General features: G+C 41.7%; 11 protein-coding genes. 10 read left to right on the top strand and 1 reads right to left on the bottom strand.

From position 1 onward, the window contains the following. Positions 1–192: 192 nt before the first annotated feature. From ACIGG7_RS11405 to pyc, 3 genes are all read left to right on the top strand, one after another. Positions 193–474, top strand: a complete 282-nt coding sequence (locus ACIGG7_RS11405; RefSeq protein ID WP_034755973.1) for an Fpa/YlaN family protein — start codon at positions 193–195, stop codon at positions 472–474. Between the two features lie 110 nt (positions 475–584). Next, the gene (locus ACIGG7_RS11400; protein WP_397549822.1) at positions 585–1,802 is read left to right on the top strand and encodes an FtsW/RodA/SpoVE family cell cycle protein; all 1,218 of its coding nucleotides are present in this window, start codon (positions 585–587) and stop codon (positions 1,800–1,802) included. A 140-nt stretch (positions 1,803–1,942) separates the two neighbouring features. Next, positions 1,943–5,383: a pyruvate carboxylase gene (gene pyc / locus ACIGG7_RS11395; RefSeq protein WP_397549821.1), complete on the top strand. Its 3,441-nt coding sequence runs from the start codon at positions 1,943–1,945 to the stop codon at positions 5,381–5,383. A gap of 38 nt (positions 5,384–5,421) precedes the next feature. On the opposite strand, the gene ACIGG7_RS11390 is transcribed toward pyc, so the two are convergent. Then, complete coding sequence (locus ACIGG7_RS11390) at positions 5,422–6,342, bottom strand: COX15/CtaA family protein (protein ID WP_224941368.1); 921 nt, start codon at positions 6,340–6,342, stop codon at positions 5,422–5,424. 478 nt (positions 6,343–6,820) lie between these two features. Between ACIGG7_RS11390 and cyoE the strand changes: the two genes are divergently transcribed. From cyoE to ACIGG7_RS11355, 7 genes are all read left to right on the top strand, one after another. Continuing rightward, positions 6,821–7,735: a heme o synthase gene (cyoE, locus tag ACIGG7_RS11385; RefSeq protein WP_397549820.1), complete on the top strand. Its 915-nt coding sequence runs from the start codon at positions 6,821–6,823 to the stop codon at positions 7,733–7,735. Between the two features lie 102 nt (positions 7,736–7,837). After that, a complete protein-coding gene (gene coxB / locus ACIGG7_RS11380) occupies positions 7,838–8,914 on the top strand; it encodes a cytochrome c oxidase subunit II (protein WP_224941366.1) in 1,077 nt (358 codons plus the stop codon). Between the two features lie 29 nt (positions 8,915–8,943). Then, positions 8,944–10,812 carry a cytochrome c oxidase subunit I gene (ctaD, locus tag ACIGG7_RS11375; protein WP_224941365.1) on the top strand — a complete coding sequence of 623 codons (1,869 nt, stop codon included), beginning with the start codon at positions 8,944–8,946 and terminating at the stop codon, positions 10,810–10,812. Further along, positions 10,812–11,441, top strand: coding sequence for a cytochrome (ubi)quinol oxidase subunit III (locus tag ACIGG7_RS11370; protein WP_224941364.1), 630 nt, complete (start codon positions 10,812–10,814; stop codon positions 11,439–11,441). Before ctaD ends, ACIGG7_RS11370 begins: the two co-directional genes overlap by 1 nt. Before the next feature lie 4 nt (positions 11,442–11,445). Beyond that, a complete protein-coding gene (ctaF, locus tag ACIGG7_RS11365; RefSeq protein ID WP_224941363.1) occupies positions 11,446–11,778 on the top strand; it encodes a cytochrome c oxidase subunit IVB in 333 nt (110 codons plus the stop codon). A 554-nt stretch (positions 11,779–12,332) separates the two neighbouring features. Next, positions 12,333–13,241, top strand: a complete 909-nt coding sequence (gene ctaG / locus ACIGG7_RS11360) for a cytochrome c oxidase assembly factor CtaG (protein WP_224941245.1) — start codon at positions 12,333–12,335, stop codon at positions 13,239–13,241. Between the two features lie 109 nt (positions 13,242–13,350). Further along, positions 13,351–13,812, top strand: a complete 462-nt coding sequence (locus ACIGG7_RS11355; RefSeq protein ID WP_224941244.1) for a DUF420 domain-containing protein — start codon at positions 13,351–13,353, stop codon at positions 13,810–13,812. The last annotated feature ends 12 nt before the right edge of the window (positions 13,813–13,824 follow it).

Raw genomic sequence — 13,824 nt, 5'->3', positions numbered from 1 at the left:
GAAAATGAATGAAGGACATCTATAAAAGGCCCACATACCGACGTCCCAAAGGACTTCCAAATTCCTAATAGTAATCGTTCGAAATTCTGTCATGGAATCCCGAGGAAAACACTTATTTTTCTTGCAATTTATCGGGTTTAACGATAAAATTTTAAGACAGGAAGGTTATTTGTTCGGAATGGGGGGATCACTGTGGCGTCAGAAATGACAATTAATCATCGAGAAAAAGCCTATGAGCTATTGAAGGCAGACGCAGAAAAGATTTTACAACTTATCAAAGTGCAAATGGATAATTTAACGATGCCCCAATGCCCTCTGTATGAGGAAGTATTGGATACCCAGATGTTCGGATTATCTCGTGAAATAGAATTTGCCGTCCGGTTAGGACTAGTGGATGATCAAGATGGAAAAGATCTGATTGATTCTTTGGAAAGACAACTTTCTGCCCTTCATGAAGCATCTACAAAAAAGTAAAATAGTCATGACAACTCAAACAATACATAGATCTGTTGTTTGAGTTTTTTTGTTAAGGATCGTGAATGTCAAAAAAAGAAAATGATATATGAAAAAAGGATTGAAATGTCATGATTAAAAAAATAGCAAAGTCCTATGATTATTCGTTAATCGCTGTCTATGTCTTCCTCTGTTTATTTGGCCTTGTCATGATCTATAGTGCAAGCATGGTCATGGCCGTCGAACGTTTTGGATGGGATAGCGACCATTTTTATAAAAGGCAAATGATCAATATCATCATAGGATTCATTGCCTTTACGGTAGCAGCCTGGTTTCCGTATAAAGCCTTTCAGGTCAGTAAGATTATAAAAAGTCTGATGATCGTAATCATTGGTCTGTTACTTGCCGTTCATGTTGTCGGTTATGAAGTAAACAATGCAAAAAGCTGGATCAATTTAGGTTTCATGCCTATTCAGCCTTCTGAATTTGCCAAGCTTGCCGTCATAATCTATCTGGGTTCCGTATACTCTAAGAAACAGGCATACATAGATGATTTTAATAAAGGTCTTGCACCTCCACTACTGTTTCTTGGCTTTATTTGCTTTTTGGTGTTTTTAGAGCCGGACTTTGGTACGGCAGCCATCATTTTCGCTATTGGAGCGATAGTCATTTCCTGTTCTGGTATCAGTTTTAAGACTTTCTTTAAGCTTGCGGGCTTGGGGGTCGGATTATTGATTGTGCTGTCACCGGTCATTTATCTCGCAAGAGGCTTCATCTTCACGAAAGAAAGGCTAAGCAGGATCGAAGCCTATCTCTCTCCTTTTAAATATGCCCAGGGAGAGGGATACCATCTGGTGAATTCATACCTAGCCATCGGGTCAGGTGGAGTGAAGGGACTGGGTTTAGGACAGAGTGTCCAAAAGCTTGGGTATTTGCCCGAGCCACAAACTGATTTCATCATGGCCATCATTGCTGAAGAGTTAGGCGTATTTGGTGTAAGCTTTGTCATCCTCGGACTATCCTATATTGTGCTTAGGGGGATCTATACAGGCGTGAAGTGTCAGGATCCTTTTGGGACAATGCTTGCCATCGGGATTTCCTGTATGATCGGTATCCAGGCTTTTATCAATCTGGGTGGGGTTTCCGGATTAATTCCAATTACAGGGGTCCCACTTCCATTCATTAGTTACGGAGGATCGTCCCTTCTGGTGCTGTCTTTGTCGATGGGTGTCCTGGTGAATGTGTCGATGTTTGTAAAATATGAAGAAAAATATAAAACAAAGAAGGAAAATGGCTATCCTTCGGAGAATATGGATAATAGCAAAAAAATATATGGTGTAAAAATGTAGGTCACTTTGGTAGAGTATCTAAACTCTAAGTCTAGGGTCTGCCCCCTAAGATACTTCTTAATTATCTTTCGGGTCAGCCCTTTTTTCATAGACTGCACTATAGAAAATTCAATCAAGAATAGCCTAAAGGAGAGAGAGTATTGAAGAAGATTAAAAAAGTACTGGTAGCAAATCGCGGAGAAATTGCCATCCGTGTGTTCAGGGCATGTACTGAACTTAATATTCGAACCGTTGCGATTTACAGCAAGGAAGATTCTGGGGCTTATCATCGTTACAAAGCTGATGAAGCATATTTAATAGGGGAAGGGAAAAAACCTATTGATGCTTATTTAGATATAGAAGGAATCATCCGCATTGCAAAGAATGCAGATGTTGACGCCATCCATCCTGGATATGGTTTCCTATCTGAGAACATTCATTTTGCCAGGCGTTGTGAAGAAGAAGGGATTACATTCGTAGGACCTCATTCAGAGCACTTGAATATGTTCGGAGACAAAGTAAAGGCACGCCATCAGGCGAAACTGGCTAATATTCCTGTCATTCCAGGAACGGATGGACCTGTAGAAACACTGGAAGAAGTCATCAGCTTTGGGAAGGAACATGGTTTCCCTATCATCATCAAAGCCTCATTGGGTGGCGGGGGACGCGGGATGCGCATCGTCCGTAATCTGGAAAGCCTGAAGGAAGCATATGAACGAGCTAAATCAGAAGCGAAAGCAGCATTTGGGAATGACGAAATTTATGTTGAGAAATTTGTAGAAAATCCGAAGCATATTGAAGTCCAGATCCTTGGAGATAATGACGGGAATATCGTTCACTTATACGAGCGTGATTGTTCCATTCAACGACGCCATCAAAAGGTAGTGGAAATAGCTCCGTCAGTATCTTTAAGTGAACAATTGAGAGAAGAAATCTGTGAAGCGGCAGTCCGTCTGATGGATAATGTGAAATACTTGAATGCCGGTACAGTTGAGTTCCTTGTTGCCAATAACCAGTTTTATTTCATCGAAGTGAATCCACGTGTTCAAGTGGAACATACCATCACGGAAATGATAACAGGTGTCGATATTGTGCAATCGCAATTGATGATTGCAGAAGGCCATGCCCTGCATAGCGCAAAACTGGGTATCCCCCTTCAAGAGGATATCAGGACGAATGGGTATGCGATTCAATCACGTGTCACAACGGAAGATCCATTAAATAACTTTATGCCTGATACAGGAAAAATCATGGCTTATCGTTCTGGGGGAGGATTTGGTGTCCGTCTCGATGCCGGTAATGGATTCCAGGGAGCCGTCATAACACCTTATTACGACTCTCTTCTTGTCAAGCTTTCCACGTGGGCACTGACATTCGAACAGGCTGCATCAAAAATGGTCAGAAATCTTCAAGAATTTAGAATACGCGGTATCAAGACGAACATCCCGTTTTTGGAAAATGTTGTAAAACACGAAGATTTCATTTCGGGTAAGTATGATACATCATTTATCGACACTACCCCTGAACTGTTCATATTCCCTAAAAGGAAGGACAGGGGGACAAAGATGCTTTCATATATCGGGAATGTAACAGTAAATGGATTCCCGGGAATTGAAAAGAAGAAAAAGCCTGTCTTCTCAAAACCGAGGATTCCTTCCTTGGATGTAAAGCAGGAGTTTCAGCAGGGTACTAAACAAATCCTTGATCAGCATGGAGCAGAAGGTCTGGTCAATTGGGTCAAAGAGCAGAACTCTGTATTACTGACGGATACAACTTTCCGCGATGCCCATCAATCATTATTGGCCACTCGAGTCCGAACGAATGATCTTAAGCAGATAGCAGAACCGACGTCTCAACTGCTTCCGGATATGTTCTCCTTTGAAATGTGGGGTGGGGCAACATTCGATGTAGCCTATCGCTTTCTTAAGGAAGATCCTTGGAACCGATTATTGACAATGAGAGAGCGAATTCCAAATGTATTATTCCAAATGCTCCTCAGAGCATCCAATGCGGTAGGGTACAAAAACTACCCAGATAACGTGATAAGGGAATTTGTCGAAAAATCAGCGTTCGCAGGTATCGACGTCTTTAGAATTTTTGATAGCCTAAATTGGGTCAAAGGAATGGAAGTGGCGATTGATGCCGTTAGACAAAGTGGAAAAATTGCCGAAGCAGCCATTTGCTACACAGGTGATATTGATGATCCTACCCGCACAAAATATAGCATCGATTATTATAAGAATATGGCAAAAGAGTTGGAAGCAAGTGGTGCTCACATCCTGGCCATTAAAGATATGGCGGGACTCTTAAAGCCACAGTCAGCATACCGTTTGATATCAGAACTGAAAGACACTGTGAGTCTGCCTATTCATCTCCACACCCATGACACAAGCGGTAACGGGATTTACACGTATGCAAGAGCCGTTGAAGCAGGTGTGGACATTGTTGATACTGCATTAAGTACTATGTCAGGTTTAACGTCACAGCCAAGTGCCAATACGTTGTACTATGCATTAAAAGGGACTGAAAGAGAACCAAAAGTGAATATTGATTCACTCGAGACCCTGTCTCATTATTGGGAAGACGTTCGTAAGTATTATACTGACTTTGAGAGTGGTATGATGTCACCTCATTCAGAAGTGTACAAGCATGAAATGCCTGGTGGACAATACAGTAACCTTCAACAGCAGGCAAAAGCCGTGGGACTTGGTCACCGCTGGGAAGAGGTTAAAGAGATGTATGCAAGGGTCAATCATCTCTTCGGCGATATCGTCAAAGTAACGCCTTCATCTAAAGTCGTCGGGGACATGGCGTTATTCATGGTTCAGAATGATCTGTCAGAAGCAGACGTGATTGAAAAGGGAGAGAAAATCGATTTCCCTGATTCAGTTGTGGAATTATTCGAAGGATACCTGGGTCAACCGCATGGCGGTTTCCCTAAGGATTTACAGAATGTGATCCTTAAAGGGCGCAGTCCTCTGACTGTTAGACCTGGAGAACTTCTGGATGATGTGGACTTTACAGCACTTAAGGAAAAACTCTTCGAAGACCTCGAACGTCCTGTCACCAGCTTTGATGCTCTGGGATATGCTTTATATCCAAAAGTGTTCATGGACTATGCAAATACAGTGGACCAATTTGGAGATATTTCAGTTCTTGATACACCGACATTCTTATTCGGGATGAGGCTTGGAGAAGAAATAGAAGTGGAAATCGAAACTGGAAAGACCCTTATTGTGAAACTTGTTTCGATTGGTCAGGCTCAGGCAGATGGTACACGGATCGTTTATTTCGAGTTGAATGGCCAGGCGCGTGAAGTAATCATCAAAGACGAAAGTATTAAATCCACTGTAGCTGCCAAGATGAAAGCTGATGCGAAAAATGAAAATCATATCGGGGCTTCCATGCCTGGTACAGTTATCAGGGTCATTGCAGAGAAAGGTGAAACGGTTGAGAAGGGAGATCATCTCATGATCACTGAAGCCATGAAGATGGAAACGACCGTTCAGGCTCCATTTGCTGGAGTAGTAAAGGATATCTACGTTCAAAATGGTGACGCGATCAGCCCGGGGGATTTATTGATTGAAGTGAATAAAGCATAAAAAAAAGGATTCCGGGAACAAACCCCGGAATCCTTTTTTTATGCTGCTTTCCGCTTGCTTCTGGAAACAAGTAGATTGAAGTAACATAATAAACCGAACAGACAGGCAATAATCAGCGCATGCATCAAAGCGATTGCCAAATTCAGTCTTGTAAATACAACAAGTGCACCGCTCATCACTTGAAGACAAACCAGGGTGAAGGCAATGATCCATCCCCAGTAAATCACTTTCTGATGCTTATGCTCTTTAATAGCAATGTAGGTAATGTATGCAATCCATAAGAAAATAAATCCTGCTGCAGCCCTGTGGCCCATTTGAATCCATTCGTACATATTCGTTGGGAGGCTAGGGGAGGAATTGACGCACAGCGGCCAATCCTTACACACCAAGCTCGATTCGGTATGTCTTACGAGAGCTCCGGTATACACAACAAGATAACTATAGATCGTCACTCCGACCGTATGAAATCTCATCCGTTTGTCGATGACCAGTGAATTGGCATCAAATTTCTGATCGACTTCAAATACGAGAAGTGTCAATAATAAAATGGAAGCAAATGAAATAAGGGAAATCCCGAAATGCAGGGCAAGGACGAAATCAGATTGTCCCCATAATACAGCTGCCGCCCCAATCAAACCTTGCAGTACCAGGAAAAAGAAAGAAAGAGCTGCAAGAAATTTCGTTTCTCGCTTATATCCAATTGCTCTCCAAGACCAAATCGATAATGCCAAAACCAATAATCCTACACCGCCTGAGACAACGCGGTGTGCTAATTCTATAATAAGTTCAAATGTAATATCACTTGGGATTAACTGTCCGTTACAAAGTGGCCAAGATCGACCGCAGCCCATACCGGATTCCGTTTTCGTTACCAGTGCTCCTCCCAATAGAACGAATAACATACCGAGAGTCGTGAGAACGGCAAGCCACTTTAATCCTTTGTGAACACCTTTATGCAATCTATTCACCTTCTTAATTAATAGACTCTACACACTTTCTATAAATAAATATAGTAGAAAAATATATATGCCACTACGATATTACAGAAAAGGTTTGAAAAACTCAACCGATAAAATGTTACAGAATTATGAGCATTTATCTATGGGAAATAGAGAATAGTAATAGTAGGGAAGGACTAATTTGCGTAAAAACAAAATCTGTAAGCGCTTAGCTGTGTTTTATGGTATGATGGGAATGAAATGTTTGTAGAAATATGAAGAAACTTCTGTGCCTTTCTTTCTTCACAATTTCTTCACATAATTGTCTAATTCTCCCCCAAAAAGGAAAAAATATATGGTTTAATATAATATTGATAGCATATATACTGTTTCTTATCTGTGGATGAATTTACAGATCCATATAGAAATAGTTAATCATTTCCTATATAGTATAGAGGTGGCAGAATACCTCTTGCTTTTTATAGAGAGGAGAGAGAGAATGTCTAACAGTCGAATGATGACAGACGTTGAGAAAGCAGATGTGACAGCTTCAACTGCTTGGAAGGATTTTTTAGCACTCATTAAAATTGGAATCGTTAATTCTAATTTAATCACAACCTTTACAGGTATGTGGTTAGCTTTTTACTTTACGAATACACACTTTCTAAATTCCCTTGATATCATGTTTCTTACGTTGATAGGTTCTTCCCTAATAATTGCGGGATCATGCTCCATTAACAATGTGTATGATCGGGATATCGATCATCTGATGGAACGAACGAAGGAACGCCCTACCGTTACAGGTAAAATCAATGGACCAAAGGCATTGACCCTTGGACTAATCATGATCGCTGTCGGTCTCATCATGTTATTTATGACGACCATTACAGCAGGTGTCATTGGACTGATCGGGGTATTTAGTTACGTTGTATTATATACAATGTGGTCTAAGAGAAAATATGTGAGCAACACAATCGTAGGAAGTATTTCAGGTGCGGTCCCTCCATTGATTGGTTGGGCAGCAGTAGATGCAAACCTGGATGTCATTGCCTGGGTACTGTTCCTGATGATGTTTATCTGGCAACCCCCACATTTTTACGCGTTAGCGATGAAAAGAGTGGAAGAATACAGAGCTGCGAATATTCCTATGCTTCCAGTTGTGAAGGGATTCGCCACTACAAAGCACCATATCGTAGCATGGGTTGTAGCCCTATTGCCACTTCCATTCTTCTTAATGGATCTCGGGATGTTTTTCTTTATCCTTGCAACAGCTTTCAATATAGGCTGGCTGGCACTTGGTTTGGCAGGTTACAAAATGAAGGATGACATTAAGTGGTCAAAGCTTATGTTCGTTTATTCATTAAATTACTTGACTATCTTGTTCGTAGCGATGGTCATCGTTACGGTACTTTAAGATTAGTGGGAATTCTTTCTGATAAGAAATCCAAATAGATATTTTTATGGGTCCTTGTTTTATTCAAAAGTACATTACATGAAAGAGGGGTTTGATTAAGCTATGAAAGCAAGGCTATCTAAGTGGCGCTTATTCTCAATTGTAGCAATGTTAGCGCTAGTTCTTTCTGGCTGTGGAGAGCCATTTCTCTCCACACTCCAGCCAGCTGGTGAAGTAGCACAGACACAATATGATCTGATGATACTTGCTACATTAATTATGGTGTTGGTCATCATTGTCGTCATCGTCGTCTATATGGTTGCGATCGTTCGTTTCCGTAGAAAGAAAGGGGATACAAAAATCCCTAAACAAGTAGAGGGAAGTCACACACTTGAAATCGTGTGGACTGTCATTCCAATCATCCTTCTTCTTATCCTGGCTGTCCCAACTGTTACGGCAACATTCCAGTTAGCGGATACAAAGGCAATGGATAAAAAGGATGCTGATGGCAATCGTGAGGCATTAGTCGTGAATGTACGTGCCAACCTTTATTGGTGGGAATTCGAATATCCCGATGAAAAGATTATCACATCTCAAGATCTAGTTGTCCCAACCGATCAAAAGGTTTATTTCAATGTGACAGCTTCAGATGTAAAACACTCATTCTGGATTCCTGCTGCAGGAGGAAAGATTGATACAAATGTAGACGGTGTGAATACGTTCTTCCTTGAGTTTGACGGAGATAAGTCAAAAGAGGCAGGCGGATTATTCTATGGTAAATGTGCGGAGCTTTGCGGTCCTTCACATGCTTTAATGGACTTTAAAGTTAAAGCGCTTCCTAAAGAAGAATTCACAGCATGGGTTGAAGATATGAAAAATGCAGGAGAGCCAAAACCGACTTCTGATTTAGCACAACAAGGACAAGAAATCTTCAACAAAAAATGCTTAAGCTGTCACGCAGTGTCACCACAGGACGGAAGACCTGAATCTGCTCGACTCGCTCCTAACTTATCTACCTTCGGTGAGCGTTCACGTATTGCTGGAGTATTAGATCATAACAAAGAAGAGTTGAAAAATTGGATCTCTGATCCTGAACAGTACAAGCCAGGTAATAAAATGACAGGTACATACGGTAACCTGCAGGAAGATGAAATCGATGCACTTGCAGAGTATTTGATGGGCTTAAAGGTACAAGATTAATTGGGGATTAGTAAAAGGGAGGTTTAATCGTGAGTAGCTATGCACAGAAAAAAGGCTTCGGCGCGACTGTATGGGATTACATGACAACAGTAGACCATAAAAAGATCGCGATCCTTTACCTAATGGCAGGAGGATTCTTCTTCCTGGTCGGTGGTTTAGAAGCTCTTATCATTCGTATACAACTTGCTGTTCCTAACAATGATTTTGTTAGTGCAGGTTTATACAACGAACTATTAACCATGCACGGTACAACGATGATATTCTTGGCTGCCATGCCGCTTATATTTGCATTCATGAATGCAGTTGTACCATTGCAGATCGGTGCACGTGACGTTGCGTTTCCTTTCGTAAACTCATTAGGGTTCTGGTTATTCTTCTTAGGAGGAGTTTTCCTGAATCTTTCATGGTTTATGGGAGGGGCACCTGATGCGGGGTGGACTTCATATGCATCACTTTCTATGGCATCACCGGGACATGGAATCGATTTCTATGTATTGGGATTACAGATCGCCGGTGCAGGTACACTAATAGGTGGTATTAACTTTCTTGTTACCATCATTAATATGCGTGCTCCTGGAATGACATATATGCGTATGCCTTTATTCACTTGGACAGTATTTGTTACATCTGCACTTATATTATTCGCGTTTCCAGCATTAACGGTAGGACTTTTCCTCATGTTATTTGATCGTATGTTTGGAGCGAATTTCTTTGATGTAGCAAATGGAGGTAACACCATTATCTGGGAACATTTCTTCTGGATTTTTGGTCACCCGGAGGTTTATATCCTTGTGTTACCGGCATTCGGTATTTTCTCTGAGATCATTCCACATTTCTCAAGAAAACGCTTATTCGGTTACTCATCCATGGTATTTGCGACCGTATTAATCGGTTTCTTAGGATTCATGGTTTGGGCTCACCATATGTTCACAGTAGGACTAGGACCAATCGCGAATGCTATTTTCGCTGTAGCGACAATGGCCATCGCCGTTCCAACTGGTATCAAGATCTTTAACTGGCTTCTTACCATGTGGGGAGGAAGTTTGAGATTTACGACCCCGATGCTTTATGCAGTTGCGTTCATTCCTACGTTCGTAGCAGGTGGGGTAACTGGAATCATGTTGGCTTCTGCAGCGGCAGATTATCAGTTCCATGATACGTATTTCGTAGTAGCCCACTTCCATTACGTTATCGTAGGTGGGGTAGTATTCGCCCTATTGGCAGGTACTCACTATTACTGGCCTAAAATGTTTGGAACGATGTTAAACGACTTCTTAGGGAAAATTGCTTTCTGGTTGTTCTTTATCGGATTCCATTTAACATTCTTCATCCAGCATTTCCTTGGACTTATGGGAATGCCTCGCCGTGTATGGACATTCTTGCCTGGTCAAGGATTTGAAACGGCAAACTTAGTAAGTTCGATCGGTGCCGGATTCATGGGCGTAGCCGTTATCGTTTATGTGATTAACATCATTGTTACTCAAGCCAAAGGTGTGAAAGTGGACAATGACCCTTGGGGAGATGGACGTACCATCGAATGGGCGATCCCGTCACCTCCTCCATTCTACAACTTTAAGCAAACTCCGCTAATCCGCGGTTTAGATGCTTATTGGTTAGAGAAAATGGAAGGCAACAAAGGATTGACTCCTGCAGAGCCTATTGGTGATATCCATATGCCTAACAATTCCATTCTTCCTTTCTTTATCTCACTTGGGTTGTTCATTGCGGCATTCGGTGCAATGTACCATGTTGATGATAAAGCATGGGCACTGCCGGTTCTGATCATCGGTATGTTGATTACATTGGGTTCAATGTTCCTTCGTTCTGTACTCGATGACCATGGTTATCATGTACACAAAGAAGACTTAATGGATGATGATAAAGGGGGTAAGGCATAATGCACGCTGAAGAAAAGTTCACGCCTAAGACCTGGCCGGCCTCCCCTGAAAAGGCTACCCTTGAGGGGAAAAATAAATTTATGGGCTTTTGGTTTTTCCTTGGTGGAGAAACGGTCCTTTTCGGTTCACTATTTGCAACATATTTGGCGTTAAAAAACAGAGTTCCTAGTGAGAGTCACGCTTTAACAACAGATCTCTTTGATTTACCGCTATCATTCTTGGCAACGATGCTTCTTTTAACAAGCTCATTGACAAGTGTTTACGCGATGTATCATATGAAAAACTATAATTTCCAGCGGATGCAGGCATGGTTATTAATCACTGTGCTTCTAGGGGCAGGATTCCTCGGATTGGAAATTTATGAGTTTAATCACTATGTTCATGAATACGGGCATACTTTTACTAGTAGTGCATTTGGTTCAGCCTTTTACACTCTTGTAGGATTCCATGGAGGGCACGTTGCTTTCGGTCTTCTTTGGATTGTGAGTTTGATGCTTCGTAATGCCAAGCGCGGATTGAATCTATACAATGCTCCAAAGTTCTACTTAGCTTCTCTATACTGGCACTTTATCGACGTTGTATGGGTATTTATCTTTACAGTAGTATACTTAATGGGAATGGTGGGATAAACTGATGGCGAATCAACAATCAACTTCAGGTAACCCAAGTGTAGATTACGAATATCGTCGTAAGAAGAATGCAGAAGATATGAGAATGCAGTTGACATCCTTCATGTTAATGATTTTCTTAACATTGGTGGCGTTTATTGCAGTGGCTGGGGATTTCGATAAGTACTTTATTGTACCTTTCATTCTCCTCCTTGCAGTTGTTCAGTTGATTTTTCAACTGTATTACTTCATGCATATGAGTCATAAAGGTCATGAAGCACCTTCATTGTTCCTGTATTCTGGTGCACTTGTTGCATTTATCACAGTGTTAACATTTTTGACAATTGTATGGATCTAATGAAAAAGTCAGCCTTTTGGCTGGCTTTTTTCGTTATTAAAGAGGAAATCCTTGTGGGGCTTGCCCAAGCCGCCTCGGCTTTTCGGTTGTCCAGCTCCGGCGGCTAGTCCCTCGAGGTCATAAGTCAAATCAACCAAAATGGCAAAGAGCGCCATTCCGGTTGATTCGCCTTATGCTTGTCGGGCCTGCCCAAGCCGCCTCCGCTTTTCGATTGACCAGCTCCAGGGGCTTGGGGCTCGAGGTCATAAGCCAAGTCACCCAAAAAGGCAAAGAACGCCTTTCCGGGTGACTCATCTTATGCTTGTCGCCCCAGGGCAAGCCCCTTACGCTTTTTAATTGTCCAGCTCCGGCGGCTAGTCCCTCGAGGTCATAAGTCAAATCAACCAAAATGGCAAAGAGCGCCATTCCGGTTGATTCGCCTTATGCTTGTCGGGCCTGCCCAAGCCGCCTCCGCTTTTCTAATTGTTCAAGAACTTGTCATGACCTTGCGTTGAAGTGTGGGAGGGTTGTCAGTATAATGGGGGTAGGTGTTAATTGTGAAATGAGGTGAGAAGATGCATTTGGCTATTTTCGGTTTTATGGCGTTATGGAGCCCGTTTTTTCTCATGACGTTAGTGTTTTTGACTGTACTCTACTTTTTGATCACGGTAAAGTGGAAGGACAGCTTTAAAGATAATAGAAAATTGACTGGTAAAGAAGCAGGATTTTTCCTTGTTTCAATGGTCTTGCTCTACGCTATTAAGGGCTCTCCTGTTGAGGTGCTCAGTGGGATATTGTTTTCTGCTCACATGACGCAGATGGCCTTTTTATATCTAGTCTTCACTCCATTATTGATATTGGGTATACCGGATTGGTTATGGAAGGCAATTATTGAATTGCCGGTTGTCAGAAAGATATTCCGTTTTATGACGAAGCCGCTGATCTCATTGTTGTCATTTAATTTGGTGTTTTCGATTTATCACATTCCATTGATCTTTGACAACGTTCGAACCGATGTCACCCTTCATGGGTTGACCACGTTTGTATTGTTCATTCTTGCGGTATTTATGTGGTGGCCGTTAATCAATCCCGCCGATGAAGATATTGAGCTCAGTGGTTTAAAAAGGATCGGTTATATACTTGGAAGCGCCGTGTTATTGACCCCGGCATGCGGATTGATCATCTTCGCAGAAAATCCCATGTATGCAACGTACTATGATCCAAATGAATGGCTTAAAGCGTTATCTCTTTGTGTACCGGTGAATACACTCGATGGCCTGACACTGACCGGACCGGAATTATTTACGTCCATGTCAACGATCAACGATCAACAGCTCGGTGGAGTTCTGATGAAAATTGTTCAGGAAATAGTATTTGGGGTGGTTCTTTTCAATTTATTCTTCCATTGGTATAAAAAGGACCAGGAGCAACAGGAGAAGCAATCTTATGATCCAATAGCAGATTCACCCTTACAGGAGCAATAAAAATGGTACAGGAATAGCCAGGTGAAGTTATCCCTGTACATACATATTTTTTTAATTTTGCTTCTTGTAAGTTCCATGTAAGAATTTTTTAGAAAAGAGAGGAAATGAGATGGATTTACCTATATTACCTACGATAAGTACAAGCTTTATCGTTTTAAGTGCTGTCACTGTGGCAATAGGCTGGTGGCAGATAAATCAGAGAAAGATCGAACAGCACCAGAAAACGATGACACTTGCGGGGATTTTTGCCCTTATCTTTTTCGTTATTTACTTAAGCAGGACAATTTTTATCGGGAACACATCATTTGGCGGTCCAGATGATATCAAAGTTTATTATACGATCTTCCTGGTCTTTCATATTACGTTGGCAACGGTTGGTGCCGTGTTTGGTATCCTGAGCCTTTGGACTGGATATAAGGACCAGCTTAAAAAACATCGCAAACTCGGTCCGATAACGAGCTTCATCTGGTTCTTTACAGCCATCACCGGCGTAGCGGTCTATTTGCTTCTTTACGTATTTTACAAAGGCGGAGAAACGACTTCAGTAATCAGAGCCATCCTCGGTTATTAATCCAAAAGAGGC

It is taken from the genome of Rossellomorea sp. NPDC077527, from assembly GCF_044542955.1.
GTDB lineage: Bacteria > Bacillota > Bacilli > Bacillales > Bacillaceae_B > Rossellomorea > Rossellomorea aquimaris_E.
Note: the sequence above shows the minus strand (reverse complement) of the source record. Positions and strands in the feature narration are given on the sequence as shown.

What these genes read in the sequence shown, in the direction of transcription:
- ACIGG7_RS11400 (WP_397549822.1), top strand. Translation starts at nt 585, where the DNA reads ATGATTAAAAAAATAGCAAAGTCCTATGATTATTCGTTAATCGCTGTC.
- cyoE (WP_397549820.1), top strand. Translation starts at nt 6,821, where the DNA reads ATGTCTAACAGTCGAATGATGACAGACGTTGAGAAAGCAGATGTGACA.
- coxB (WP_224941366.1), top strand. Translation starts at nt 7,838, where the DNA reads ATGAAAGCAAGGCTATCTAAGTGGCGCTTATTCTCAATTGTAGCAATG.
- ACIGG7_RS11370 (WP_224941364.1), top strand. Translation starts at nt 10,812, where the DNA reads ATGCACGCTGAAGAAAAGTTCACGCCTAAGACCTGGCCGGCCTCCCCT.
- ctaF (WP_224941363.1), top strand. Translation starts at nt 11,446, where the DNA reads ATGGCGAATCAACAATCAACTTCAGGTAACCCAAGTGTAGATTACGAA.
- ctaG (WP_224941245.1), top strand. Translation starts at nt 12,333, where the DNA reads ATGCATTTGGCTATTTTCGGTTTTATGGCGTTATGGAGCCCGTTTTTT.
- ACIGG7_RS11355 (WP_224941244.1), top strand. Translation starts at nt 13,351, where the DNA reads ATGGATTTACCTATATTACCTACGATAAGTACAAGCTTTATCGTTTTA.